General features: G+C 68.9%; 16 protein-coding genes. 4 read left to right on the top strand and 12 right to left on the bottom strand.

Annotated features, from left to right (window positions below):
• Positions 1–37 precede the first annotated feature (37 nt).
• Positions 38–1,114 carry an autotransporter outer membrane beta-barrel domain-containing protein gene (locus tag MTBUT4_RS15995; protein WP_173980691.1) on the top strand — a complete coding sequence of 359 codons (1,077 nt, stop codon included), beginning with the start codon at positions 38–40 and terminating at the stop codon, positions 1,112–1,114.
• Positions 1,115–1,166: 52 nt separating this feature from the next.
• Here the strand turns inward: MTBUT4_RS15995 and MTBUT4_RS15990 are convergent, their stop codons facing one another.
• The 3 genes from MTBUT4_RS15990 to MTBUT4_RS15980 form a co-directional block, all read right to left on the bottom strand.
• On the bottom strand, positions 1,167–1,970 hold the full coding sequence (locus MTBUT4_RS15990; RefSeq protein WP_173980690.1) for an alpha/beta hydrolase: 804 nt from the start codon (positions 1,968–1,970) through the stop codon (positions 1,167–1,169).
• Complete coding sequence (locus MTBUT4_RS15985; RefSeq protein WP_173980689.1) at positions 1,967–4,273, bottom strand: caspase family protein; 2,307 nt, start codon at positions 4,271–4,273, stop codon at positions 1,967–1,969. Before MTBUT4_RS15985 ends, MTBUT4_RS15990 begins: the two co-directional genes overlap by 4 nt.
• Before the next feature lie 62 nt (positions 4,274–4,335).
• Positions 4,336–6,642, bottom strand: coding sequence for a bifunctional diguanylate cyclase/phosphodiesterase (locus MTBUT4_RS15980; protein WP_173980688.1), 2,307 nt, complete (start codon positions 6,640–6,642; stop codon positions 4,336–4,338).
• Positions 6,643–6,849: 207 nt separating this feature from the next.
• Between MTBUT4_RS15980 and MTBUT4_RS15975 the strand changes: the two genes are divergently transcribed.
• Both MTBUT4_RS15975 and MTBUT4_RS15970 read left to right on the top strand, forming a co-directional pair.
• Complete coding sequence (locus tag MTBUT4_RS15975) at positions 6,850–7,647, top strand: motility protein A (protein WP_173980687.1); 798 nt, start codon at positions 6,850–6,852, stop codon at positions 7,645–7,647.
• 27 nt (positions 7,648–7,674) lie between these two features.
• A complete protein-coding gene (locus MTBUT4_RS15970) occupies positions 7,675–8,337 on the top strand; it encodes a flagellar motor protein MotB (RefSeq protein ID WP_173980686.1) in 663 nt (220 codons plus the stop codon).
• 647 nt (positions 8,338–8,984) lie between these two features.
• On the opposite strand, the gene MTBUT4_RS15965 is transcribed toward MTBUT4_RS15970, so the two are convergent.
• From MTBUT4_RS15965 to gltB, 8 genes are all read right to left on the bottom strand, one after another.
• The gene (locus MTBUT4_RS15965; RefSeq protein ID WP_173980685.1) at positions 8,985–9,815 is read right to left on the bottom strand and encodes an MBL fold metallo-hydrolase; all 831 of its coding nucleotides are present in this window, start codon (positions 9,813–9,815) and stop codon (positions 8,985–8,987) included.
• A 31-nt stretch (positions 9,816–9,846) separates the two neighbouring features.
• Positions 9,847–10,614 carry an S-adenosyl-l-methionine hydroxide adenosyltransferase family protein gene (locus MTBUT4_RS15960; protein WP_173980684.1) on the bottom strand — a complete coding sequence of 256 codons (768 nt, stop codon included), beginning with the start codon at positions 10,612–10,614 and terminating at the stop codon, positions 9,847–9,849.
• A gap of 44 nt (positions 10,615–10,658) precedes the next feature.
• Entirely contained in the window at positions 10,659–12,536 is a 1,878-nt protein-coding gene (gene asnB / locus MTBUT4_RS15955) for an asparagine synthase (glutamine-hydrolyzing) (protein ID WP_173980683.1), read from the bottom strand.
• 18 nt (positions 12,537–12,554) lie between these two features.
• Positions 12,555–13,244 (bottom strand): polysaccharide biosynthesis/export family protein, encoded by a 690-nt coding sequence (locus MTBUT4_RS15950; protein WP_173980682.1) that lies wholly within the window; start codon positions 13,242–13,244, stop codon positions 12,555–12,557.
• Positions 13,245–13,249: 5 nt separating this feature from the next.
• Complete coding sequence (gene galE / locus MTBUT4_RS15945; RefSeq protein WP_173980681.1) at positions 13,250–14,242, bottom strand: UDP-glucose 4-epimerase GalE; 993 nt, start codon at positions 14,240–14,242, stop codon at positions 13,250–13,252.
• Between the two features lie 137 nt (positions 14,243–14,379).
• On the bottom strand, positions 14,380–16,071 hold the full coding sequence (locus tag MTBUT4_RS15940; protein WP_173980680.1) for a cache domain-containing protein: 1,692 nt from the start codon (positions 16,069–16,071) through the stop codon (positions 14,380–14,382).
• A gap of 197 nt (positions 16,072–16,268) precedes the next feature.
• A complete protein-coding gene (locus MTBUT4_RS15935) occupies positions 16,269–17,684 on the bottom strand; it encodes a glutamate synthase subunit beta (protein WP_173980679.1) in 1,416 nt (471 codons plus the stop codon).
• 1 nt (position 17,685) lies between these two features.
• Positions 17,686–22,296, bottom strand: coding sequence for a glutamate synthase large subunit (gene gltB, locus MTBUT4_RS15930; RefSeq protein ID WP_173980678.1), 4,611 nt, complete (start codon positions 22,294–22,296; stop codon positions 17,686–17,688).
• 481 nt (positions 22,297–22,777) lie between these two features.
• Here gltB and MTBUT4_RS15925 point away from each other — a divergent pair, with 481 nt between their 5' ends.
• The gene (locus MTBUT4_RS15925) at positions 22,778–24,217 is read left to right on the top strand and encodes a methyl-accepting chemotaxis protein (protein ID WP_173980677.1); all 1,440 of its coding nucleotides are present in this window, start codon (positions 22,778–22,780) and stop codon (positions 24,215–24,217) included.
• A gap of 9 nt (positions 24,218–24,226) precedes the next feature.
• On the opposite strand, the gene MTBUT4_RS15920 is transcribed toward MTBUT4_RS15925, so the two are convergent.
• Entirely contained in the window at positions 24,227–25,816 is a 1,590-nt protein-coding gene (locus MTBUT4_RS15920; protein WP_173980676.1) for a flagellar hook-basal body complex protein, read from the bottom strand.
• Positions 25,817–26,193 lie beyond the last annotated feature (377 nt).

Below are 26,193 nucleotides of genomic sequence, written 5' to 3'. Positions count from 1 at the left end.
TAGGTTGCCGAACAAACGTGATATCGGGGAGCCGTTGATGCGCCGGTTTGTTTTCGCCGCCATTGGAACCTGTCTGGGAACCTCGCTGATTTCACCGGGTCTGGCCTGGGCCTCGGAAAGCAGCAGCGGATGTACTTACTCGGGCGGCACCTACTACAACTGCGACACCGCCAACGTCACCAAGTCGGCCGGCGCCGAAGTGGATTCGGGCGCCAATCGCAGCGCCGCCACGGTCACCACGGTTGCTGTGTCCAACCAGGTCAGCCGCTCCCTCTCGCCCTCCACCCGCCAGCGCAGCGCCCTGGGCGAGACCGGCGTATCCGGCGGCGACGATGAACTGCGCTATTCCCTGTGGGGCGCGCTGGGCGCCACCAGCCTGTCCAGCACCGTGGTCGGCGCCGCCTTTTCCGGTACCGCGGGCAGCCAGACCGTCGGCTTCGACATGGTCCTGAACCAGAACCTGGTGGTGGGCGTCGCCGCCTTCCACGAGAGCAACACCTTCGAAACCGACTTCAACGCCGGGCGTCTGGACTCCAACGGCTATTCGCTGGTGCCCTATGTCGGCTACGATTTCGGCCAGGGCACCTCGATCGACGGCCTGATCGGCCTGACCTGGACCGACAACGACGCCTCGCGCGCCTCCGGCACCGCCCAGGGTCATTACAACGGCTACCGCGCCATGGCCGCCGCCAATGCCCATCACGGCTTCGAGCTGGCGCCGGAATGGCGCCTGCGCGGCGATTTCGGCATGATCTGGGCCTACTCGGACAACGATTCCTATACCGAGACCGGCCCCGCCGCCCGGCAGCAGGCCGGCTCCACCAGCCATCTGGTGCAGGCCAAGGCCGGTGGCCGGCTGTCCTATCTGTGGGGCCAGATCGAACCCTTCGCCGCGCTCTACTACGCCTATGACCTGGTGCACGACTATGTCGGCGCCGACGGCACCGGCGGCAACCGGGGCGGCAGCGACGATGCCGACGAGGCGCAGATCTATGCCGGCCTCGACTGGTTCCCGACCGACACCGAATCGGTCGGCCTGGAGTTCAACCGCGTGGTCGGCCGCGACCGCACCAGCGCCATGGGCGTCCTGATGAACGCCCGCCTGCGGTTCTGATTTCCGCGTTTCCGTGAAGGCCCCCGGCACGCCGTTGCCGGGGGCTTTTTCGTCACCGGCAGTCGGGCGCCTTCAGCTGGTCGGGCGCCAGGGTCGCCCAGCAGCATTGGTGGCCGAAGCCGGGCACCACCCGCAACGCCGCGCACGAACCGCCCAGCCCCGCCACCCAATCGCGAGCCAACGAGGGCGGCACCACCGCATCCTCGGCGCCGGCCAGATGCAGTTGCGGCACTGCGCGCAGGCGGTCGCGGTGATCGGCGGGCGACAGCGACGCGGACAGCGGCGACACCGTGTGCAGCCCCGTCCAGGCCTCGAGGTCCAGCGGCGCCGCCACGGTGACCAGTCGGGTGCTTTCGGGCGAGCGGCGGGCCGCCAGCAGCGCCGCCAGTGCTCCGCCGCCGGAATAGCCGACCAGGCGCAGCCGCGCCGCGCCGGTGCGTTGCATGGCCGCCGCCACCGCCGCCTCGGCCGCCTCCACCACCTCCGGCGCCAGACGCGCGCCGGTCCAGTAGCGCTCATGGCAGCGCGGATCGGCGCGGCCCGAGAACTGGCATGGCCGCGCCAGGTACAGCACCGCCGGGGCCGGATCACGGGCGGCCATGGCCAGGCCGACCGGGTCGCGCGGCGTCGGGTCCCGCGACGGCTGGCCGCGCCCGGCCCAGGCGAAACCGTCACCCTCCAGGTAGACCGCCAACTCGCCGCCCGGCACCGGCGGCAGCCGCTGCCACGCGGCGAGGCGGAACGTCGGAGTCTCGACCATCACCGGAACCAGCCCGGCCCGCTCCGCGTCGGCGACCACCGTGCCGGCGCAGGCGGCCAGCGCCAGCGCCAGAGATGCGGCGAAAAGCCGGATCATTTCGCCGGCCGCGAGACCATGAAGTCCATGCCGCGGGAATAGCCGGTGGGGTACTGGGCGTAGTCGGTATATTGCTGCGCCAGCCGCGGCACCTCGTTCTCCACGTAGCGGATCAGCTCCGCCGCCGTCACGGTGCCGTCGGCGGGACCGGTATCCGCCTTGCCCCGCAGCGCCCCCAGCACCGCATAGGTGAACACCCCGTGCCCCAGCCGCGCCAGCTCGATGGCGTACTGGTCGCGGTCGGTGGCGGCCAGGATGTGGGTCCCCACCGAGCGCGCCAGCAGACGCAGCGACTTGAGGCCGCGATAATCCTTGAGCGGGCTGACGGCGGTGCCGGAATGGCAGGTGTCGAGCAGAAGCAGGGTGCGGTCGGCGGTCATGGCCTCCAGCGCCGCCTTGAGGTCCTTCGAGGACATGCCCTGCGCCCTCAGGAACTCGTCCTCCTCGGGCTTTTCCAGTTCGTGCGGCACGTAGTACCAGTCGTCGCCGATGGAGACGCCGTGGCCGGCCATGTAGACCACCACCAGATCACCCGCCGGCGCCCGCCGCAGGGTCGCCAGCGCCGCCTTGATGTTCTCGCGGGTGGCCTTGCCATCCTCGAGATAGATGACCTGACCCGGGTTCATGGCACCGCCGCCGGCTTCGGCGAAGAATTTCAGCAGGGCCTGCGCGTCGGGACGGGCGTAGTAAAGGTTCAATTCCTTGTTCCGGTAGGCGTTGATTCCCACCACCAGAAGATGCATGGCCGGCTTGCCGGCATCGGCCGCGGTCTCGACCACCAGGGTGCGCGGCGGGCTCTCCATCTTGTCGGCATTGACCGCGGTGGCGACCAGCTCGTTGCGGCCCGGCCCCAGCGGCAGCTCGAAGCGGCCGACCACGCGGGGGGCGCCGTCGGCGGTCTGGCCGCGTTCGATGGTCGCCGCCTCGGTCGCCACCTGGCGGCCGTTGCGGTACAGGCGCAGTTCGTTGACGCCGCTGCCGCCATCGTCCTCGGCCTCGACCTCGACGGCGATGCGGGGCTGCTCCACCGAGCCCGAAGCGGTCGGGGTGACGAACCGGATCTTGGCCGGATAGCGCACCCCGTCCGGGATCGAGGGCGCCTCGCCCAGCCCGTCGCCGGCCATCACCCGCGGCAGCAGCGCCGCCTCGAAATGGGTCTCGGCATAGGAATCGATGTTGACGGCCACGTCCTCGCCCTGCCAGTCGATGCCGTTCAGCGCCTGCTGGCTGCCGTCGTAGCGTCCCTTGGGATCGACCACCGCCCAGCCCTTCTCGGTCGACAGCAGGGTGACCAAGGCGGCGCCGGTGGTAGCGTTCCACAGCCGGGTGGTGCCGTCCTCGGAGGCCGACAGGACGAAGCCGGAATCCTGGCTGGCGCCGATGAAGGTGACCGCCTTGTCGTGCTTGCCCAGCAGCTTGGGCGTGCCGTCGCGCCACGCCCGCACCGTGCCGTCGCCGCCGCCGGAATAAAGCCGCCCCTCGCCGTCGAAGGCGAGCCCGGTCACGGCGCCGGAATGGCCGCCGGACAGGGTCTCGCCGGGCGCCAGGGTGGCGGGGTCGAGACGCAGGATGCGGCCGTCCTGCAGGCCGACCGCCAGCCCCTTGGCACCGCCGGCCAGCGCCGTCACCGCCGCCTCGGCCGAGGCCTCGGCCACCGGGGTGCCGGCGCCGTCCCACAACCGCACGCGGCCGTCGGCGCCGCCGCTGACCAGCCGCCCGCCGGGCAGTACCGCCAGCACCACCGCGCCGGGTCCGTGCGCCTGCACCGCCTTCGCCGGCGCACCGCCCTCGGCCGCCCAGATCTTCAGCGTGCCCGCCGCGTCGGCCGAGGCGACCCGCTTGCCGTCGAGGAAGACCAGCCCGGTCACCACCGCGCCATGGTCCGCCACGCCGCCGGCCTCACCCACCTGGCGCAGGTTCCACAGCTTGACCGAGCGGTCCGCCGAGCCGGAAGCGGCCAGCTTGCCGTCGGGGCTGACGGCGATGGCGGTCACCCGGTCGGCATGGCCGGACAGCCGCGCCAGCTCGCGTCCGGCGCCCAGATCCCACAGCCGCACCGAATTGTTGCCCACCGCCGACACCATGAAGTGCTCGTCGGCCGACAGCGCCAGCGCGGTGACCGGACCGGTATTGCCCTCGCGCACCACCAGCCGGGGGCGGAACACCTTGTCGAGGTTGCGGCTGACCGTGCGCTCGATCATGCGCGACTGGTTGCGCAGCATCTGCGAGCCCATCTGGGCGAAGCCGTCGAGCGGCAGGCCCAGCACCAAGGCGGCCGAAACGGCGATGGCGGTCTTGCGCATGGTCCCTCCCGAGTGGTCTGGATGGTGGCGGGCGCCAGGGTAATCCAGCCGGGGGCCGGTTGTCATGACCGCGCTTGGGAGAACCGGCCCCTTCGCAGCAGTTCGGCGGCTTCGGTGGCCGAGACCGGCGGGCTGAACAGGAAGCCCTGGACGGCGTCGCATCCCTGCGCCGCCAGGATGGCCAACTGCGCTTCGGTTTCGACCCCCTCGGCCACCACCATCAGGCCGAGGGCATGGCCCATGGAAATGATGGCGCGGGCGATGGCGGCGTCGCTGTCGTCCTCGGCGAGGTCGCGCACGAAGGACTGGTCGATCTTGAGCTTGCCCACCGGGAACCGCTTGAGCCGTTCCAGCGACGAATAGCCGGTGCCGAAATCGTCCACCGCCAGGGCCACGCCCTGGGCGGAGACCTCGCCCAGGGTCCTGAGCGCGGCCGAGGCATCGGCCATCACCGTGGTCTCGGTCAGCTCCAGCTCGAGCCGGGCGGCGGGCAGCCGGGTCTCGGTCAGGGCTCCGCGGATCAGCAGGGGCAGATCCTGGCGCAGCAGCTGCACCGCCGACAGGTTGACCGCCACCGGCACCTCGGCCAGCCCCGCATCGGCCCATTCCCGGGCCTGACGGCAGGCCTCGCGCAGCACCCACTCGCCGATGGGCACGATCAGCCCGTTGGCCTCGGCCAGGTGGATGAACTCGGCCGGCGCCACCAGCCCGGCGCCGCCGCGGTTCCAGCGCAGCAGCGCCTCGAATCCGAGGATGCGGCGGCCGGCGATCTCGACCACCGGCTGGTAGTACAGCACCAGCTCGTCGCGGGCGACCGCGCGGCGCAGGTCGGCCTCGATGCCGCGCCGGCGCTCCAGCTCGTCGTGCATGGTCGGGGCGAAGAAGCAATAGCCGCCCTGGGCCTCGTGGATGGCCCGGTACATGGCGATGTCGGCGTTCTTCATCAGCACGTCGGCGTCGCCGCCATCGCTGGGAAAGACGGTGATGCCGACGCAGCCGCCGACATGGACGTCGCTGCCGTCGATGTCGTAGGCGCCCTGCATCGCCTCGAGCACCGCCTGCGCCGTGGTCTCGGCCAGATCGGCGCCCCCCAGCATCAGCAGGGCGAACTCGTCGCCGCCCACCCGGGCCACCACCTCGGCGCCGCGGGCGGCCATCATCACCCGTTCCACCACCTGCAGCAGCAGCCGGTCGCCGCCGTCATGGCCCAGCACGTCGTTGTAGCGGCTGAAATCGTCGAGATCGATGAACAGCACCGCCAGTTCGCCGCGCTCGGCGCGGGCCCGCGCCACCGTGCGCTGCAGCCGCTCGCGGAACAGCAGCCGGTTGGGCAGCGCGGTGAGCTGGTCGTGGTTGGACAGGAAGCGGATGCGCTCCTCGGCATGGCGCCGCTCGGTCACGTCCTCCTGCACCACCACGAAATGGGCGACGCGGCCGTCGTCGCCGATGATGGGGGCGACCGTCTGATCGACCACGTAGAGGGTGCCGTCCTTGCGCCGCAACGACAGCTCGCCGCGCCACGGCCGCGAGCTGCCCAGCGCATCGTCGAGGCGGCTGTCGCGTTCCTTGCCCATCAGCAGCCGCCGCGCCCCCCGCCCCTTGGCCTCGACGGCACCCCAGCCGGACAGGCGGGTGAAGGCCTCGTTGGACCATTCGATGCGCCCCGAGCGGTCGGTGATGAAGATGGCGTTGGCGGCGGCGGCGATGGCCTCGCCCTGCAGCCGCAACAGCCTTTGGGCCTCGCGCTTCAGCCCCTCCTCGATGGCCCGGCGCTCGCGGTAGAACGCCATCACCAGGGCCACCGCCAGCGCCGTCGCCATCACCTGCGACACCAGGAAGACGAAGGGATTGTTGTGCGCGGCGAGGCCGAGCAGCGACGCATCCCATTCGTGCACCGCCCACAGCGCGAACAGCAGCGCCACCAGCCGGAAGCCGGCCTCGGGCGCCGCCTCGGCCCGGCGCCAGAACGCCACCGCGGTGGCCATCATCACACCGCCGACGACCAGTTGCACCGGCAGCGCCGCCGCCGCGATGCCAAGGGTCGCCGTGGCCGCCGCCACCCAGAGTGCGGCGGCCAGCCACGCCGCCGCCAGCATCCGCCACGGCGGCGCCCGCCCGACCTCGCCGAACATGGCGGCGACCAGGACCGCCGCGACGCCGGCATTGGCGATTTCGGCCGCGGCGGCGATGTGGCCCAGTCCATCCTCGGCGAACAGAAGGATCGCCCGCGTCAGATGCAGCGCGAACCCGACGGCATAGGGGCGCAGACGTCTGGCTCCGGGGCGGCGACCCACGAAGATCATGGCCGCCACCGCGACGACGATCACCAGCAGGATGCCATGCACGCCGTAAGGCGCCGACAAGGTCATCGCAAATTTCCCATGCTTGCCGTCCCTGCCTTTGCCCGGCGAAACGGCTCCTTCCCAATTTTTAGTCTACGTCATGTGGAGTCCGGTGCAAGCGCGTTGGTCTCCTTGATCGCGCCGGGCTTGCCCCTTTGCGCCGTTTCGCACAAGATGGTCGCCAATACTCCAACCGCCGAACGTCAAACCGAAGACGGGGGATCAGGGGCGAACATGTCGCTGGCAACAATCGTCGGCTTTCTGGCCGGTATTCTCCTGTTCCTCGGCTCGATCGCCCTGGCCACCGACAATTACCTGGTCTTTCTCGACGGGCCTTCGTTCATCATGGTGGTCGGCGGCACCTTCGCCTCCACCTTCATCTCCTACGAACCGCGCTACGTCCTGCAGGCCTTCAAGCTGATGGCCTCGATCTTCTTCGCGCCCAAGGTCCAGCGCGGCATTCTGCAGGGCGAGGTCGGCCGCTGCATCCGCTGGGGCTACCTGATCCAGAAGTCGGGCATGGCCGGGCTGGAATCCGACGCCGGCAAGGTGAAATCGCAGGACCGCTTCCTCGGCTTCGGGGTCGACCTGGTGATCGCCGGCTATTCGGGAGCCGAGGTGCGCCAGATCCTCACCAATTCCATCGAGACCACCTTCCAGCGTTCGTGCATCCCGGCCGACATCCTGCGCAACATGGCCGGCACCGCCCCCGCCTTCGGCATGATCGGCACCCTGATCGGCCTCATCATCATGCTGGGCCAGATGGGCTCGGACCCGGCGGCGCTGGGTCCCGGCATGGCGGTGGCGCTGATCACCACCCTCTACGGCGTGCTGTTCCCCCGTCTGGTGCTGCTGCCGGCGGCGAGCAAGATCCAGCAACGCGAGGAGATCGTGCGCTTCCGCAACTACCTGGTCTGCGAGGGACTGTCGCTGCTGGCCGAGCGCAAGAACCCGCGCTTCATCCAGGACGCCATGAACAGCTTCCTCGACCCGGCCATCCACTTCGACATCGACAAGATGAAGGGCAAATGATGGCGGCCTTCCGAGGGGACGGATGACATGAGCGCGTTCGAGAAGAAGGCACCGCAGGAGCCGGACGGCTCGTGGATGGAGACCTATGGCGACATGGTCACCCTGCTGCTGTGCTTCTTCATCCTGCTGGCGTCGGTCTCGAAGGTGGACTCGGTGCTGTACGAACAGGTGCAGTCGGGCATGACCTCGGAGATCGGCAAGCAGCCGCCGCAGCGCCCCATCGAGTCCATGCGCAAGGAGCTGACCGAGGTGGTGAACGCCGCCGCCGGCGGGTCCGACGCCGCCGATGTCGCCACCGACGACCGCGGCGTGGTGCTGAATCTGGATGCCGGCGCCCTGTTCCAGCCCGGCTCTGCCGAGATCAAGAGCGAGCTGCAGCCGCTGCTGAAGGAAGTGGTGGAAACCCTGGTGCAGCCGCGCTTCGAGACCTATCGCTTCGAGATCCAGGGGCACACCGACGACACTCCGGTGCAGACGGCGCAATTCCCGTCGAACTTTGATCTCGCCGCCGCCCGCGCGCTGTCCACCATGCGGGCGATGGTCGCCCTGGGCCTGCCGGCCGAGCGCATCCTGGTGACCTCGTTCGGCCCGTTCGCGCCGCGGGTGCCCAACCGGCTGGAGGACGGCACGCCCCTGCCCGCCAACCAGGGCCTCAACCGCCGGGTGGCGGTGCACGTCTACCCGCGCTGAACGACCTCCTCCCCCTGGCGAAGCGCTACGGCATTCACACATTTCTGCACGCCATTTCAACTCGTTGCCGTCATGGCCGGACTTGACTTACTTCTGTCCGGCTTAATTTTCGGCTGTTAAGGGCCCCCTCGCCCGCCTGCGGGAGAGGGAGGGACCCGTCGCGCCAGCGACGGGAGGGAGAGGGCGCGCGCCGTCAGGTGCGCTTCGCGACAGCGAAAACCTCTGCGTTTTCAGGTCTTGGGCGCGTGGACACGCGCCGCCCTCACCCCGGCTCGCTGACGCTCGCCCCCCCTCTCCCGCAGGCGGGCGAGGGGGCAATTGCCAGCCGAGAATTAAACCGGACAGAAGTGGACTTGATCCGGCCATCCACGTGGTGCCGTAGCACCACTCGCGGGGACACCACCTGCCAACGAAAAGCCCACATCACTCGTGTCGGACGGGAGATTCACCACAGAGACACGGAGAAGGCACAGAGAAAAACCTTTCCTTCTCTGTGCACCCTCTGTGTCTCTGTGGTGAATGAACTCTTTCCGCATGGCAGTGCCGACGGAGAGCGATACCGGCTACGTCTGCAAAGGGCATCATGCCCCCACCCCAACCCTCCCCCGGCTTCGCCAGGGGAGGGGGAACTGGGGCAGCGCCTTCCCCTACTCCACCATCACCAGGTCCATGCCGTCGCGGGCGGCCATGGCGCCGTCCCACAACGCCCTGGCCTCGGCCTCGATGCCGGCCATGACCGTATCGACATGGTCGGGATCGTGGTGGAAAATGGCCAGGCGGGCAACGCCGGCGGCGCGGCACAGGCGGATGCCCTCCTGCCAGGTGGAATGGCCCCAGCCGACCTTGGCCGGGAACTCGGCGTCGGTATAGGTGCTGTCGTAGATCACCAGGTCGGCCTGGTCGATCAGGCCCAGCACGTTGCGGTCCGGCTCGCCCGGCACATGCTCGGTGTCGGTGACGTAGCACACCGCCTTGCCGGCATGTTCGATGCGATACCCGGTGGCGTTGTTGGGATGGCGCAGCGGCGCGGTGCGGACGGTCACCTCCGGGAACGGCTCGAACGACTCGCCGGCGCGGAAATCGGCAAAGGAAAGCGCGCCGCGCATGGCCGACAGCGGCACCGGGAAGGTCGGGTTCTCCATCTGGTTGGCCAGAACGGCGCGGATGCCGCCCTGGGAACCGGCCAGGTGCCCGGCCATGATGTGCAGCGCGAAATCAGGCCGGAAGGCTGGCGCGAAGAAGGGAAAGCCGTTGATGTGGTCCCAGTGGGTGTGGGTCAGCAGCAGCGTCGCCTTGGCAATTCCGCGCTGGATCAGCGACTGGCCCAGCATTCGGATGCCGGTGCCGGCATCCAGGATCAAGGTATTGCCGCCGACCGAGACTTCGATGCAACTGGTGTTGCCGCCGTAGATCACATGGTCCGGCGAAGGACAGGCGATGCTTCCGCGCACGCCCCAGAACTTCACCCTGAAGGACACGTCCACCCCCGCATAGCCGCCTCGACTGATCCTATCCATTTCCGAAGTGTCCCGCATCGGGATTTTGCCCGAGTGCCACGGGGTCCCCGGGCGCCAGGGACAGCACATCGGCGGCGCGCCCGCCGGAGACCGCCACCTCGATAAGGCCGATGGAATTGGCGTACCAGAACGCACTCCCCGGCGGCAGGTCGGAATAGGTCCGGGCGGAAAGCAGCGGCCGCCCGCCGGCGATGAGCACGGCGTCGCCCGGCAGGGTCGCACGCAGGCCGGTCATGGCATTGCCGTAATGGTCGACATAGACGATGCGGGCGAGATCGTCGGGCCAGTCGGGACGGTCCGGCACCTCCCGCCCCGGCCCCGCCACGGCTTCGGGCGGCTCGCCGTTGGCCAGGCGGGCGGCCACCGGCGCGAACAGGTCGCGGCCGTGGAAGGTGGCGGACAGCCGCCCGGGCCGCCAGTCCAGGCGCCAGGCCCGCCTGCTCCCGGCGCGCCGGAGCGCGATCTCGAACAGGCCGTTGTCGGGACCGACCAGCAGCCGGCCATCGGCCTCGGCCACCAGGGCGGCACGGTCGCCGCCCACCCCGGGATCGACCACCCCGGCCACCACCGCGCCGGGCGGCATCTCGGGCAGCAGCGCCGCCAGCAGATAGGCCGACAGCATGGGATCGAAGGCCGGCGCGTCGGAGACCAGATCGATGATGGCGGCCCCGGGCGCCCGGGTGGCCAGCACCGCCCGCATTTGCCCGACATAGGGTCCGGCCGGTCCGAAATCGGTGAACAGGATGATGGGACGGGCCATGACGCACTCGTTTGCCGAAGTCTGCCTTCCCCTCCTATATAGGGTCAGCCGAGGCGGTAGGCGCGCTGGAAATGCTCGAGGGTGATCAGCAGCCACAGCGCCTTTTCGTGATTGTGGCGGCCGACCCGGTGTTCCTCGACCAGGCGGACCAGGGCGTCGCGGCGGTACCAGTCCCGGGTCGCCGAATCCGGACCCAGCAGCAGCTCGTGCACCCAGCCCTGCAGGCTGTCGCGGAACCAGTCGGCCACCGGCACCCGGAACCCGACCTTGGGCCGGTGCAGCACCTCGGGCGGCAGGATGCCGGCCATGGCCAGGCGCAGCAGCCGCTTGCCCGAGCGGCCGCCGACCCGGGTGCGGTCGGGCAGCTTGGCCAGGAAATGGGCCAGCACGTGGTCCATGAACGGCATGCGCGCCTCGATGCCGGCGGCCATGGTCATGCGGTCGCCGCGCTCGAGCAGGTTGTCGGGCAGCCACGAGGCCTGGTCGAAGGCCAGCGCCGCCCGCATCGGGCTGTGGCGCCGGGCCACGGTGAACGGTCGCGGATCGATGGCGCGGGGCGGCACCGGCAGGGCCAGCAGCGCCGCCACCTCGTCGCCGGAAAAGGCGCCGAACCAGCGCGGCAGGCGCTGGCGCGGATCGGCCAGGCCGAAGCAGTGCAGCGCCGTCTTGGCGCGGTGGTGGCGATAGGGCAGCGCCGCCGCCAGCGGCTCCACCAGACGGCGGTGCAGCCCCGGCGGGCAGGCCCGGCGGTACAGCGCGCCCCAGGGCTCGGCCCGGTGCTTGGGGTAGCCGCCCAGCACCTCGTCCGAGCCCTCGCCGGTCAGCACCATCTTGACGCTGCGCCGCGCCTCGCAGGCCAGGCGGTGGATGGGCACGTCGGCCGGCTCGGCCACCGGCGCGTCGCGGAAGCGGGTGAGGTCGGGCAGCGCGGTGATGACGTCCTCGGCGGCGATGGTGAGCTCGTGGTGGCGGGTGGAGAAGGCCTTGGACACCATCCGGGCATAGGCCAGCTCGCTATAGCCGGCCTCCTGGTAGCCCACCGAGAAGGTTTCCACCGGGCGGCCGGACTGGCGGCTCATCAGCGCCACCACCGCCGAGGAATCGATGCCCCCCGACAGGAAGGCGCCGAACGGCACGTCCGACACCATGCGAAGGGCGACGCATTCCTCGAGCAGGCGGGAGAAGGCGGCCACCGCGTCGCCGCCATGGGTGCCGGGGCTGTAGCCGGCATCGGGCGGCGACCAGTAGGACACCTGCACCAGCCGCCCGCCTTCCCAGCACGCCCAGCACCCCGGCGGCAGCTTGACGATGCCGTCGAACAGGGTGTGCGGCCCCGGCACGTAGCGCCACGCCAGGCATTCGGCCACCGAGGCGCGGTCGAGCCGTGCCGGAACCCGGGGATGGGCCAGCAGCGCCTTGATCTCCGAGGCGAAGGCCAGCGCCCCGGAATCGTCCCGCCACAGGAACAGCGGCTTCTTGCCGAAGCGGTCGCGGGCCAGGAACAGCCGCTCGCGCACCCGGTCCCACAGGGCGAAGGCGAACATGCCGCGGAACCGCGAGACGCATTCGATGCCCCAGGCCTGATAGGCCTCCAGCAGCACCTCGGTGTCGGAGCGGGTGCGGAACTGCCGGCCCAGCAGTTCCAGCTCGCTCCGCAGTTCGGCGAAATTGTAGATCTCGCCGTTGAAGACCAGGATCGCCCGGCCGTCGTTCGAGACCATCGGCTGGGCACCGCCGGCGGGGTCGATGATGGCCAGCCGGCGATGCCCCAGCGACAGGCGCCAGCGGCCGTTGCCGCTGACCCCGTCCCAGCGTCCCCAGCCGTCGGGGCCGCGGTGGGCGATGGCGGCGGTCATCGCCATGATCACCCCCGGCCCCACCGCCGCGGCGCTGGAATCGACCCATCCCGCGATGCCGCACATGTCTGGTCTCCCGCACGGTCAGTTGTTCAGGCCGTAGCCGACCCCGAACGGAATCGGAATGTTCTGGCGGAAATACTGGTCGATGAACTGGTTGACCTCGGCGATGGCGGTCTTGGGGACGAAGACGATGTCGTAGGGCTGCAGCGCCAGGTCCTGGCGGGTGTCGGCACCCGAGAGGACGGCGCCCAGGTCCAGCGGGATCACCACCGGCTGCGGGGTGCCGCTGCGCCGGATCACCAGCACCTCGCCCTTGCGCGCCGAGTCCTTGAAGCCGCCGGCCGAGGCGATGGCCTGCAGCGCCGACAGGTTGCCGGCGATGTTGACCATCTGCGGGGTGCCGACCTCGCCATCGACGTAGACCCGCTGGCCGGCGAAGCCCTTGACGATGACCGTGATGGCGGCCTGGCGCAGTTCGCGGGAATAGCCGGTGCGCAGGGTGTTCTCGAGCTGCGACGGCGTCGTCCCCGCCGCCCGGGTCTCGCCCACCAGCGGCAGCGAGATGTTGCCGTCGGGGCGGACCACAACCTCCTCGTTCAGCTCGGGATTGTAGAAGAAGCGCACGTCCAGCTCGTCGCCGGGCTCGATGACATAGCCCTGGGTCGCCGGCACCGGCGCGTTGGCGACGGTGGTCGGCCGCTCGACGACCCGGCCGCAGGCGGCCAGGGCCAGAACGGCGGTCGCCGCCGCAATCAGTCGCATCCTATTCATGGCCGTCACCTCCTGTGGCTGGGGCATCCGCGACGCTCCATGAAGCGCCAGGCGGAGCCGACGATGTCGTCGAGCTCGGTGTGTACCGGCGGGCTTCCCAGCACCGCCGTCGCCCGGGTGCAATCGGCCACCAGCACCGCCGGGTCGCCGGCGCGGCGCGGCGCGATGCGGATGGGGACGGCGCGCCCGGTGGCCCGCTCGGCGGCCGCGATGACCTCGCGCACCGAGTGGCCCCGCCCGGTACCCAGGTTCAGCCGCAGCGAGCCGCGGCCCGTGAGCAGGTGATCGAGCGCCGCCACGTGCCAGCGCGCCAGGTCCGAGACGTGGACGTAGTCGCGCACGCAGGTGCCGTCGGCGGTCGGCCAGTCGGCGCCGAACACGTCGAGATGGGGCAGCGTCCCCGCCGCGGCCATCAGCGCTCGGGGGATCAGGTGGGTCTCGGGCCGGTGGTCCTCGCCGGTCTCGCCCTCGGGATCGGCGCCGGCGGCGTTGAAATAGCGCAACGCGGCCCATTGCAGCCCATAGGCGGCGCCGTGATCGGCCAGCATCCGCTCGGTCATCAGCTTGGACCAGCCGTAGGGGTTGATGGGCTGCTGCGGCGTGTCCTCGTTCATGGGCTGCGGCGCGTCGGCGCCGTAGGTGGCGCACGAGCTGGAATAGACCATCGCCTCGACGCCGTGGCGGCGCATGGCATCGAGCAGCCCCAGGCTGCCGGCGACGTTGGCGCGGTAGGTGGCGGCCGGATCGCGCACCGAATCGCCGACCAGGGAGGCGGCGGCGAAGTGCAGCACCGCCACCGGCCGGTGCCGTCCGATGACCCGCGACAGCCGCTCGCCGTCGCCGAGATCGCCTTCCTCAAGCGGTCCCCAGCGCACCAGATCGCGGTGGCCGGTGGAGAGGTCGTCGTAACTGACGGGCTGATACCCTGCCCCCGCCAGCGCCTTGCAGACATGGCTGCCGACATAACCGGCACCGCCGGTAACCAGGACGGACTGCATGGGCCCCTCCATCGCCGATTGGCGTGTGACGAGGTGCCAAGCTGTCACGCCGGGCGGTGCCGCGGCAAAAGGGCATAGGGCGTGCGAAGGACCCGGACGGCGTAGCGGAGCGACCCGGATGGAGGGGCGGCCGCCCCCTACATGGCGCGGATACCGGCGAGGAAGCGACCGACACCGCCGCGCAACCCCTCGGTATCGCTGGAGAGGGCATGGGCGGCCTCCAGCACCTCGCGGGCAACCGAGCCGGTTTCCCCCGCAGCGCTGGAAACGGCGCCGATGTGCTCCGCCACCTCATGGGAACCGTTGGCCGCTTCGGCCACGTTGCCGGCGATTTCCCGGGTGGCGATGCCCTGCTGTGCAACCGCCTCGGCGATGGCCTCGGCGATGGCACTCATGCCGTCGATGGTGTGCCCGATTTCCTGAATGGCGCGCACCGCTTCCCCGGTGGACGCCTGGATGGAGCTGACCTGGGCGGTGATGTCCTCGGTCGCCTTGGCCGTCTGGTTGGCCAGGCTCTTGACCTCGTTGGCGACAACGGCAAAGCCCTTGCCGGCGTCACCGGCCCGCGCCGCCTCGATGGTGGCGTTGAGCGCCAGAAGGTTGGTCTGGCTGGCGATCACGTTGATCATGCTCACGATCTCGCCGATCCGTCCGGCCGCATCGGCGAGGCCGCGGACGACCGCGTCGGTGCGGTGGGCGGCGGCGACGGCGTCACGGGCGATGCCGGCGGACTGGCCGACCTGCCGGCTGATCTCGCTGATCGAGACGTTCAGCGCCTCGGCCGCGGCGGCGACCGTCTCCACGTTGGCCGTGGTCTGGTGGGCCGCGGCGGCCACCGCAGCGCTTTCGGCACTGGCACGGTCGGCGCTTCCGGTCATCCGCGTCGCGGCGGAGCGCATCCGCTCGGCGGCGGCACCCGCGGCATCGGCGGCGTGGACGACGCCGCCCTCCAGTTCGGTGGCCAGGCGCGCCAAAGTATCGCGCCGCTGCGCTTCCGCCCGGGCATGCAAATCCGCCTGCTCGGCCTCGAGCCGCCGCACCGCCACCGCATTCTCCCGGAACACCTCGACGGCGCGGACCATGTCGCCGATCTCGTCGCGCCGGGCGGCACCGGCCAATGGCACCGCGGTGTCACCGGCCGCCAGGGCGTGCATGGCCCGCGACACCCCGGTCATGCCGGCCACCACCCGCCGGCCGACCCACACCGAGACACCGACGACGCAGAGCAGAAGCACCGCCACCGCTCCGCCGAAGCGCAGAACCTCGCGGCGGAAGGCGGCTTCGACGTCATCGACATAGATGCCCGAGCCGACCACCCAGCCCCACGCGTCGATGCCGGCGACATAGGACACTTTCGGCACCGGGGCATCGTGGCCCGGCTTCGGCCACAGATAATCGACGAAGCCCGCCTTCGAGCGCGCGACGGTTTCGACGAAGGCGACGAACAGCGCCTTGCCGGACGGGTCCTTGAACCCGCTCAGATCCTTGCCGTCCAGTTCGGGCTTGAACGGATGCATCACCATCCGTGGGGTCATGTCATTGACCCAGAAATACTCGCTGCCGCCATAGCGCATGGATTTCAGAGCGGTCATCGCCGCACTCTTGGCGGCATCCTCCGAGATTCGGCCGGCCTTGGCTTCGGCGACGTAATGGCCAACCAAAGCAACGGCGGATTCGACCAGATGCTGGGTCTTGATCCGCCGCCCGAACATCATTTCATCGCGAAGGCCATTGATGGCGAAGACACTGAGCGCCAGCATCGTTATTAATGAAAGAACGACAATAACTGTAATCTTGGAGCGCAAACGCCAGTCGTCGATGAAGTTCATGGAGGCACCCCAGACACCAGGCAGGCAAGTTGACCCCTGGTAATTCTGGTATAGCGCCGCACCAAGTCAACAGCTTTCCCCTCATCCATTCAATTAACGCAATTGTATCGATAATTATGTAACCCTGGGTTATTATTAGGAAAATGAAAAAGGCCGCCCAGTTGGGCGGCCCGTTCACACAGTATTCGCATGATAAATTACTGGGGCAGGTCGCTCGCCCCCATCAGGAAGGCATCGACGGCGCGGGCCGCCTGGCGGCCTTCGCGGATGGCCCACACCACCAGGCTTTGTCCCCGGCGCATGTCGCCGCAGGCGAACACCTTGGGGTTGGAGGTCCGGTAGCCCTCGGTGTCGGCCTTGACGTTGCCGCGGCCGTCCTTTTCCACCCCCAGGCCGTCGATCAGGCCCTCGTGCACCGGATGGACGAAGCCCATGGCCAGCAGCACCAGATCGGCCTCCAGGGTGAATTCGGTGCCGGGCACCGGCTGGAACTTGCCGTCCACCTGCACGCAGTTCAGCGCCTTGACCTTGCCGCCCTCGCCGGTGAAGGACTGGGTCGCCACCGACCAGCGGCGTTCGCAGCCCTCGTCGTGGCTGGAGGAGGAGCGCAGCTTGTTGGGCCACAGCGGCCAGGTGGCCAGCTTGTCCTCCTTTTCCGGCGGCCGGGGCATGATCTCGATCTGCACCACCGCGGCGGCACCCTGGCGGTTGGAGGTGCCGACGCAATCGGCACCGGTGTCGCCGCCGCCGATCACCACCACCTTCTTGCCCATCGCCAGGATGTCGGCGCCGCCCATCACGCCTTCGCCCGACACCCGGCGATTCTGCTGGGCGAGGAAATCCATGGCGAAGTGGACGCCGTCCAGGTCGCGGCCCGGCACCGGCAGATCGCGCGGCTTTTCCGAGCCGCCCGACAGCACCACCGCGTCGTAGGCGAGAACTTCCGAGACCGGCACGGACACCCCCACATGGGCGCCCATGCGGAACTCGACGCCCTCGGCCTTCATCTGGGCGACGCGGCGCTCGATCACCGCCTTGTCCAGCTTGAAGTCGGGGATGCCGTAGCGCAGCAGGCCGCCGGCGAAGGCGTTCTTCTCGTACAGCGTCACCTGGTGGCCGGCGCGGCACAGCTGCTGCGCCGCGGCCAGGCCGGCGGGACCGGCGCCGATCACGGCGACGCGCTTGCCGGTGCGGGCCTTGGGCGGCTCGGGGACGATCCATCCTTCGGCCCAGGCGCGCTCGATCACCGCGTGCTCGACGGTCTTGATGGCCACCGGCGACTCTTCCAGGTTCAGGGTGCACGACGCCTCGCACGGGGCGGGGCAGACGCGGCCGGTGAATTCGGGGAAGTTGTTGGTGGAGTGCAGGACCTCGATGGCGTCCTTCCACCGGTTGCGATAGACCAGATCGTTCCAGTCCGGGATGATGTTGTTGACCGGACAGCCCTGGTGGCAGAACGGGATGCCGCAATCCATGCAGCGCGCGCCCTGCTTGTTGAGGTCGGCCTCGGCCAGCGGCAGGGTGAATTCGCGGTAGTGCTTGACCCGCTCCGCAGGCGCTTCATAGCCGGGGGTCTGGCGCGGAAATTCCTTGAAACCGGTCGCCTTGCCCATCTCAGCGCCCTCCCGCCGCGGTAGATTTGGGAGCCTGCGCCATTTCCTGCAAAGCGCGTCGGTAATCCACCGGCATCACCTTGACGAACTTGGGCATGTAGTACTCCCAGTTGAGCAGGATGTCGTGCGCCCGCCTCGACCCGGTCAGGGTCTGGTGGTTGCGCAGCATGGTCTGGATGCGCTGGGCGTCGTCGCGGGTCATGTCGCCGAGATCGACGCGGCCGTGGCTTTCCAGGTCGTTGGACAGGCCCTCGTGCTTGCGCATGGCCTCCTCCTCCTCGACCACCGGCTCCAGCTCGACCATCGCCATGTTGCAGCGTTTGCCGAAATCGCCGGCCTCGTCCAGCACATAGGCGACGCCGCCCGACATGCCGGCAGCGAAGTTGCGGCCCGTCGGGCCGATGACCAGGACGCAGCCGCCGGTCATGTACTCGCAGCCATGGTCGCCGACACCCTCGACCACCGCCACCGCGCCGGAATTGCGCACGGCGAAGCGCTCGCCGGCGACGCCGCGGAAATAGCACTCGCCGGCGATGGCGCCGTAGAGCACGGTGTTGCCGACGATGATGTTGTCCTCGGCGACGATGCGGCTGACGGCCGGCGGGTAGATGACGACGCGCCCGCCCGACAGGCCCTTGCCGACATAATCGTTGCCCTCGCCTTCCAGCTCGAGGGTCACGCCCTTGGCCAGGAAGGCGCCGAACGACTGGCCGGCGGTGCCGAACATCTTGATGGAGATGGTGTCCTCGGGCAGGCCGGCATGGCCGTACACCTTCGCCACCTCGCCCGACAGCATGGCGCCGACGGTGCGGTCGACGTTGCGCACGGCGCGCACGATGTGGACGGTCTCGCCCTTGTCGATGGCCGGCCGGGCGGCCGAGATCAGGCTGCGGTCGAGCACCTCGTCCAGGCCGTGGTCCTGGGTCTCGCAGTTGCAGACCTTGTCGCCCTTGGCATCGACCTGATGGAACAGGCGCGAGAAGTCGAGGCCCTTGGCCTTCCAGTGCTCGACCGCCTTGCGGGTTTCCAGCAGGTCGGAGCGGCCGATCATTTCCTCGAAGGTGCGGAAGCCCAGGCTGGCCATCAGCTGGCGCACTTCCTCGGCGATGAAGAAGAAGTAGTTGATGACGTGCTCGGGCTGGCCCTTGAAGCGCTTGCGCAGTTCGGGGTCCTGGGTGGCGACGCCGACCGGGCAGGTGTTGAGGTGGCACTTGCGCATCATGATGCAGCCGGCGGCGATCAGCGGCGCGGTGGCGAAGCCGAACTCGTCGGCGCCCAGCAGGGCTCCGACCACCACGTCGCGCCCGGTCCGCAGGGCGCCGTCGACCTGAACGACGATGCGCTTCCTGAGACCGTTCAGCACCAGGGTCTGGTGGGTCTCGGCCAGGCCGATCTCCCACGGGCTGCCGGCATGCTTGATGGAGGTCAGCGGCGAGGCGCCGGTGCCGCCGTCGAAGCCCGAGATGGTGACGTGGTCGGCCTTGGCCTTGGACACGCCGGCGGCGACGGTGCCGACGCCGATCTCGGACACCAGCTTCACCGAGATGCGGGCAGCCGGGTTGACGTTCTTCAGATCGAAGATCAGCTGCGCCAGGTCTTCGATGGAATAGATGTCGTGGTGCGGCGGCGGGCTGATGAGGCCGACGCCGGGGGTGGAGTGGCGGACCTTGGCGATGCTGGCATCCACCTTGTGGCCGGGCAGCTGGCCGCCCTCGCCGGGCTTGGCGCCCTGGGCCATCTTGATCTGGATGTCGTCGGCGTTGACCAGATACTCGGTGGTGACGCCGAAGCGGCCCGACGCCACCTGCTTGATGGCCGAGCGCATGGAATCGCCGTTGGCCAGGGGCTTGAAGCGCTCCGGCAGCTCGCCGCCCTCGCCGGTGTTGGACTTGCCGCCGATGCGGTTCATGGCGATGGCCAGCGTGGTATGCGCTTCCCACGAGATGGAGCCGAACGACATCGCACCGGTGGCGAAGCGCTTGACGATCTCCTTGGCCGGCTCGACCTCGTCGAGGGGGATGCCGTTGCCCGCAGGCGAAATGTCGAACAGGCCGCGCAGGGTCAGCAGGCGGCGCGACTGCTCGTCGATGGCGGTCGAGAATTCCTTGAACTTCTCGAACGAATTGGACCGCACCGCGTGCTGCATGGTGGCGATGGTCTCGCTGGTCCAGGCATGGTCCTCGCCACGCAGGCGCCAGGCGTACTCGCCGCCGACGTCCAGCGCGTTGCGGTAGATGGGGGCGTCGGAATAGGCCAGCCGGTGCCGGCGCACGGTCTCCTCGGCGACCTCGGCCAGGCCGATGCCGCCGATGCGGCTGGCGGTGCCGGCGAAGAAGCGGTCGACGAAGTCCTGGGCCAGGCCGACGGCGTCGAAGATCTGGGCGCCGCAATAGGACTGGTAGGTGGAGATGCCCATCTTGGCCATCACCTTGAGGATGGCCTTGCCCATCGCCTTGATGTAGCGCTTCTGCACCTCGGCCGGCGACAGCGGCTCGGGCAGGGTCGGACGCATGGATTCCAGGGTCTCGAAGGCGAGATAGGGGTTGATGGCCTCGGCGCCGTAGCCGGCCAGGCAGCACATGTGATGGATCTCGCGCGCCTCGCCGGTCTCGATGACCAGGCCGACCTGGGTGCGCAGGCCCTCGCGGATGAGGTGGTGGTGCACCGCCGACACCGCCAGCAGCGACGGCACCGCCATGCGGCCGGCGCCCATGGCGCGGTCGGACAGGATCAGGATGTTGTAGCCCTCGGCCACCTGTGCCTGGGCGGCGGCGCACAGGCCGGCCAGCGCCGGTTCCAGGCCGGAGGCGCCATCGGCGGCCGGCCAGGTGATGTCCAGGGTGACCGAGCGGAAGCCGGAGCCGGGCACCTGCTCGATGCGGCGGATCTTCTCCAGGTCCTCGTTGGTCAGGATCGGCTGCTTGACCTCGAGGCGCTTGCCCTCGGCGCCGTGATCGACCGCCAGCAGGTTGGGGCGCGGCCCGATCAGGCTGACCAGGCTCATCACCGATTCCTCGCGGATGGAATCGATGGGCGGGTTGGTCACCTGGGCGAAGCACTGCTTGAAGTAGTTGAACAGCGGCTTGGGCTTGTCCGACAGCACCGCGATGGGGGTGTCGGTGCCCATGGAGCCCACCGCCTCCTGGCCGGTGACGGCCATGGGCTGCATCAGGAACTTGAGGTCTTCCTGGCTGTAGCCGAAGGCCTGCTGGCGGTCCAGCAGGGTGGCCTGGTCGAAGCCCTTGGGCTCGACCGCGATCTTCAGGTCCTCCAGGATCAGCTGCGCCTCGTCCAGCCAGGCGCGGTAGGGCTTCTCGCCGGCCAGTTTGGCCTTGATCTCGGAATCGTCGATGACGCGGCCCTGCTCCAGGTCGATCAGCAGCATCTTGCCGGGCTGCAGACGCCACTTCTTGACGATGGTTTCCTCGCGAATGGGCAGCACGCCCATTTCCGAGGCCAGCATCAGCTTGTCGTCGCTGGTGATCAGGTAGCGGGCCGGACGCAGGCCGTTGCGGTCCAGGGTGGCGCCGATCTGGCGGCCGTCGGTGAAGCACACCGCCGCCGGGCCGTCCCACGGCTCCATCAGGGCGGCGTGGTATTCGTAGAAGGCGCGCCGCTTCTCGTCCATCAGCGGGTTGCCGGACCACGCCTCGGGCACCAGCATCATCATGGCATGAGCCAGCGGGTAGCCGCCCATCACCAGCAGTTCCAGCGCGTTGTCGAAGCAGGCGGTATCCGACTGGCCTTCCTGGATCAGCGGGAACAGCTTGGCCAGGTCGTCGCCCAGCACCGGCGAGGCCATGGCCTGGCGCCGCGCGTTCATCCAGTTGACGTTGCCGCGCAGGGTGTTGATCTCGCCGTTGTGGCAGATCATGCGGAAGGGATGGGCCAGGCGCCAGCTGGGGAAGGTGTTGGTGGAGAAGCGCTGGTGCACCAGCGCCAGCGCCGACACCATGCGCTCGTCGCCGAGGTCCCTGTAGAACTCGCCGACCTGGTCGGCCAGCAGCATGCCCTTGTAGACCAGGGTGCGCGACGACAGCGACGGGATATAGAAGTCGGCATCGGCCCCGGCGGGGACATTGGTCTCGGTCTGCTTGCGGATGATGAACAGCTTGCGCTCGAAGGCCTGCTGGTCGGCGCAGGCGGCGCCCTTGCCGACGAAGACCATGCGCACGAAGGGCTCGGTGGGCTTCACCGTCTCGCCCAGGCCGGAGCCGTCGGTGGGCACGTCGCGCCAGCCCAGCAGCACCTGGCCCTCGGCGGCGATCAGCCGCTCCACCACCTGCTCGCAGGCGGCGCGCAGGGATTGGTCCTTGGGCAGGAACACGGTGCCGGCGCCGTAGCAGCCGATCTCCGGCAGGGTGATGCCGCGGGCCGCGGCCTCGGCGCGCAGGAAGGCATCGGGCATCTGAATCAGGATGCCGGCGCCGTCGCCGGCCAGCGGGTCCGCACCCACGGCGCCGCGATGGGTCAGGTTCTTGAGGATTTCGAGGCCCTGGCGAACGATGTCGTGGGACTTGCGGTTCTTGATGTCGGCAATAAAGCCGACGCCGCAGGCATCGTGTTCGTAGCGCGGGTCGTAAAGTCCCTGCTGGTCAGGCAATCCGCTCATCTGGCACTCGGTTCCCCTGGACCGCGGCCCCAGGGTCGGGAACGCGGCCGATTCTTGGTTTTTCCAACGGCGCGAAGGCGCGCGCCTCTCCCTTCCCGAACGGGCGGCCAACGCCCCCCCTTCGACGCAAAGGTGACTTCATACGCGATTAGGGAGCCGCCGCCAAGTCCGCGAGTCACCCCGGGAACCGCCGCCGCGCAATTGATTCAGCCCCGGGGTGGCGCCCGCTGCCCCGAACGGGTGGGGCCGCGGCGAAACCGCCAATGGGAATTCTCACCCTGCGATGTTCCATGCCGTTCGGCCGATTATCAACGCACAGCGCGCTGACGTTCAGGATAGGCGGGCCGCCCTGGGGGCGCCGAACAGCACCTTTCCTTTGGCCGCGATAGCCGTTATCTTTGGATCAGGGGTTAGTCCATCTGTCCGCTGTCCCACCGGCATTGCCCGCAGGCCGGCAAGGACCGGGTGCCGAACGGGTGTCATGAGCGACGATTTCGAACTGTTCTCCGACGACGCCCCATCGGCAGCCGCCCCGTCGGGCGGCGACGGGCTGTTCTTCGACGACGACGACGAACCGGTCGGCGGCGGCGCTTCCCCCCCTGCCCTCGACATGAAGGCGCAGGTCGCCCTTTACCTTCAGCTGTTCGCGGTCGATGACGCGACCCAGGAGCTGATCCGCGGATCCTGCGCCAAGGTGGTCGAGACCGCGCCGGCCCTGGTCGATCACGCCTCCGACTGGGTCGGACGTTTCCCCCCGTTCGACGAGAAGATGGCGGGCGACGCCGCCACCACCCTGAAAGGGGCGTTGGTCGAACACTGGACCCGCCTGTACCGGGCCGAATTCACCGCCGACTACATCGCCACCGCCCAGCAATTGGGGTTCATGCTGGCCTATCTCGACCTCGGCGCCTCGTGGTACCAGGCCATGGCCTCGGCCGGGGCGGCGCGGGCTCTGACGCTCCTGAAGGGCAGCCGTCAGTTCGACGCCCTGGCCCAGGCCCTGACCAAGGCGACCCAGCTGGACGTGTCCCTGGTCACCCTGGACTACTTCGAGGCGGCCAAGCAGAACCGGGCCAAGATGGTCACCGACCTTGCCCTGGGCTTCGAGCGTTCGATCAAGGGCGTGGTGGACGAGGTCGGGGCCATGGCGGTCAACCTCAAATCCCATTCCGAGGAGATGCTGCACCGCCTCTCGCACATGGATTACGAGACCGTCAACATGGCGGCGGCGGCGGAAGAGGCCTCGTTCAGCGTCGACAACATCGCCTCCAACACCACCAACCTGGCCAGTTCCATCCAGGAAATCCGCAGCAACGTGGTGCGCACCGCCGACGCGGCGGCCCAGGCGGCCGAGGCCGCCCACGCCACCAACGACGCCATGCAGGGCCTGCTTGATGTGGCGTCCCGCATCGGCCGCATCGGCGAGACCATCGACACCATCGCCCGCCAGACCCGCATGCTGGCGCTGAACGCCACCATCGAGGCGGCCCGCGCCGGTGCCGCCGGCCGCGGCTTCGCCGTGGTGGCGCAGGAGATCAAGAAGCTGTCCGAGCAGACCAGCCGGGCCACCCACGACATCGCCGCGTCGGTGCAGGAGGCGGTGAACGCCACCAACCTGGCGGTGGAGACCACCCACCACACCGTCGCGTCGGTCTCGGCCATCAATCAGGTCGCCACCGAGGTCCGGGTGTCGGTGGAAGCCCAGACCGCCGCCACCGGCACCATCGCCGCCCATGTGGGCGAGGCGGCGTCGGGAGCCAAGGCGGTGACCAGCTCGGTCAACAGCGCCATCGAGGCGCTGGGCGTCTCGGCCTCGGCGGCCGGCGAGCTGAACCGCTCGGCCGACGCCCTGGCGGTCAAGGCCTCGTACATGCGCTCCGAGGTGGACAGCTATCTGGGCCGGCTGCGCGAGACGTCGTAGCGGCGCCCGCTACGCCTTCAGGTCGCGCGCCGTCACGGTCATCTCGTCGGCGGTGCGGAACACCGTGGCGTTGGTGGAATAGGCCTTCTGGGTCACGATCATCTTGGTGAACTCGTCCTCGATGTCCACCGTCGAGGTCTCCAGCGAGGACGGCACGAAGCGCGGCTGCCCGACCATGGTCTCAACCGCCCCGACCCTGATGTCGCCCGCCTCGCGGGTGCGGCGGAACAGGTTGCCGGTGATGGGATCGAGCCGGTTTTCCGACACGAACTGGGCGATCGGGACCTGGAACAGCACCCGGTTCTCGCCATTGGTGAAGTGCCCGATCATCTCGCCGCGCTCGTTGAAGCCGGCGTTCAGCATGGTCCCCTCGCCGTAGCCGTCCTGGTCGATGCTGGACCACAGCAATTCGTTGTCGAACTGAGTCATGTTGCGCAGGTCGAGGGTGAAATCCGCCGTGTTATCGACACCCGATGCCGTCCAGCTGAGCCCCACCTGGATCAGGTCGGCGGGCGTCAGCAACTGCCCTTCCGAGCTGAATTCCAGCGCCACCGGATCCGGCATGGTCCCCGTGGTCTGGTTGGTTCCGCCATTGACATGCAGGTACCAGGTGTTGCTGCCGTAGCGCTCGAACGCCAGGGTCGCCGAATGCTCGGTGAAGGCGTCGTCGAAGACCGACATGAACACCTTCTCCAGGTGCGGGCTTGGCCGGTCGACCGAAATGTCGATGTTGGTGGAGGAACTGGCGGTCGCGGCGCCGTAGGCGCCGTCGTCCCAGTCGATGTCGATGGCCTGGGTGGTGACGGCGGGGTCGGTGATGGTGCGCCACCCGTCCATTGTCACGGTGATGGGCGTGGTGGTGACCGTCCCGACCGCGGCATCGACGCTCGGTGTCACGGTCCAGGTGTTGCCGTCCACCCGATCCCAGGTGACGGTCATGGACTGGTTGGCGCCCAGGGGGTCGGTGTAGGTGAAGTAGGTCTTGTGCTGGGTCGGGGTCTGTTCCGCCTGCGACGGGATGTTGAGCGCCAGCGAAGCTTCGGTCGTCGCCTTCCCCTCCAGGGTGGTGGTCGGCAGGGTGTAGACCGCCTCGAGCGATCCACCGGGCTGGACGACACCCGCCTCGTCGGCCATCCACCCCAGCAGGTAATTGCCCCCGAGGGTGAAATAGCTCTCGCCGTTGGCGCCGCTGACATAGCTGAAGGAACCGTCGCGGGTGTAGAGCACCGAGGCGGGATCGTCCACCGACGCGGCGGCCGGCGGCTGCGCCCCCCCGGCCCCACCGGTCGCGGCCCCGGGCGGGGCCACCATCATGAAGCCCTTGCCGTTCAGCGCCAGATCGTTGGTGAAGTCCGAGTTGGTGATGACGCCCTGGGTCGAGATGTGATAGCGGTCGGCGGTCTGCACGCCAAAGATGTTCAGCCGCCCGGAATGGGTGCTGGGCGCGGCGTGCGATTCCGACATCACCGTCTGGAACAGCGTTTCCTTGCGCTTGTAGCCGGTTGTGTTGACGTTGGCGATGTTCTGGCTGATGGACCCCATGTCCCAGCTCATCGCCATCATCGCCGAACTGGCGTTATTGAATGCACCCCACAGCATCGCGAGCCTCCTGCCGCTCGTCGGACGTGATATTCCGCCAAAGCAGATGCAGGGGGCGTGCCAGAGACTAAATGTATGATTTTCAATATGTTGCCGAATTCCGAGGGTGGCAGGACCTGCCCCCTCGCCCGACTTTGCCCGGCAGGAATTGCCGTCCCGGCGGTTATTCACCACGAAGGCACGAAGAGAAGATCGCCTTGGTGGTGAAAAATGCTTCATGGGTGTCGTTCGAAAAGCGCCCCTCCGTCGTTCCCGCCTGCGCGGGGACCCAGGAGTCGCGGACACGGTGTCGGTGCACCACCAGGGGATAAACCACAGAGACACAGAGACACAGAGGAGTCACAGAGAAGGATGTTTCTCCTCTGTGCCTTCTTCGT

Source organism: Magnetospirillum sp. UT-4 (assembly GCF_902729435.1).
In the GTDB taxonomy this organism is placed as follows: domain Bacteria; phylum Pseudomonadota; class Alphaproteobacteria; order Rhodospirillales; family Magnetospirillaceae; genus Magnetospirillum.
Note: the sequence above shows the minus strand (reverse complement) of the source record. Positions and strands in the feature narration are given on the sequence as shown.

Bases quoted from the DNA above. Each gene is read 5' to 3' on its own strand.
- MTBUT4_RS15950 (WP_173980682.1), bottom strand. From the start codon at position 13,244: ATGAATAGGATGCGACTGATTGCGGCGGCGACCGCCGTTCTGGCCCTG.
- galE (WP_173980681.1), bottom strand. From the start codon at position 14,242: ATGCAGTCCGTCCTGGTTACCGGCGGTGCCGGTTATGTCGGCAGCCAT.
- MTBUT4_RS15970 (WP_173980686.1), top strand. From the start codon at position 7,675: ATGAGCGCGTTCGAGAAGAAGGCACCGCAGGAGCCGGACGGCTCGTGG.
- MTBUT4_RS15985 (WP_173980689.1), bottom strand. From the start codon at position 4,273: ATGCGCAAGACCGCCATCGCCGTTTCGGCCGCCTTGGTGCTGGGCCTG.
- MTBUT4_RS15975 (WP_173980687.1), top strand. From the start codon at position 6,850: ATGTCGCTGGCAACAATCGTCGGCTTTCTGGCCGGTATTCTCCTGTTC.
- MTBUT4_RS15940 (WP_173980680.1), bottom strand. From the start codon at position 16,071: ATGAACTTCATCGACGACTGGCGTTTGCGCTCCAAGATTACAGTTATT.
- MTBUT4_RS15920 (WP_173980676.1), bottom strand. From the start codon at position 25,816: ATGCTGTGGGGTGCATTCAATAACGCCAGTTCGGCGATGATGGCGATG.
- MTBUT4_RS15990 (WP_173980690.1), bottom strand. From the start codon at position 1,970: ATGATCCGGCTTTTCGCCGCATCTCTGGCGCTGGCGCTGGCCGCCTGC.
- MTBUT4_RS15960 (WP_173980684.1), bottom strand. From the start codon at position 10,614: ATGGCCCGTCCCATCATCCTGTTCACCGATTTCGGACCGGCCGGACCC.
- asnB (WP_173980683.1), bottom strand. From the start codon at position 12,536: ATGTGCGGCATCGCGGGATGGGTCGATTCCAGCGCCGCGGCGGTGGGG.
- MTBUT4_RS15995 (WP_173980691.1), top strand. From the start codon at position 38: ATGCGCCGGTTTGTTTTCGCCGCCATTGGAACCTGTCTGGGAACCTCG.
- gltB (WP_173980678.1), bottom strand. From the start codon at position 22,296: ATGAGCGGATTGCCTGACCAGCAGGGACTTTACGACCCGCGCTACGAA.
- MTBUT4_RS15935 (WP_173980679.1), bottom strand. From the start codon at position 17,684: ATGGGCAAGGCGACCGGTTTCAAGGAATTTCCGCGCCAGACCCCCGGC.
- MTBUT4_RS15925 (WP_173980677.1), top strand. From the start codon at position 22,778: ATGAGCGACGATTTCGAACTGTTCTCCGACGACGCCCCATCGGCAGCC.
- MTBUT4_RS15980 (WP_173980688.1), bottom strand. From the start codon at position 6,642: ATGACCTTGTCGGCGCCTTACGGCGTGCATGGCATCCTGCTGGTGATC.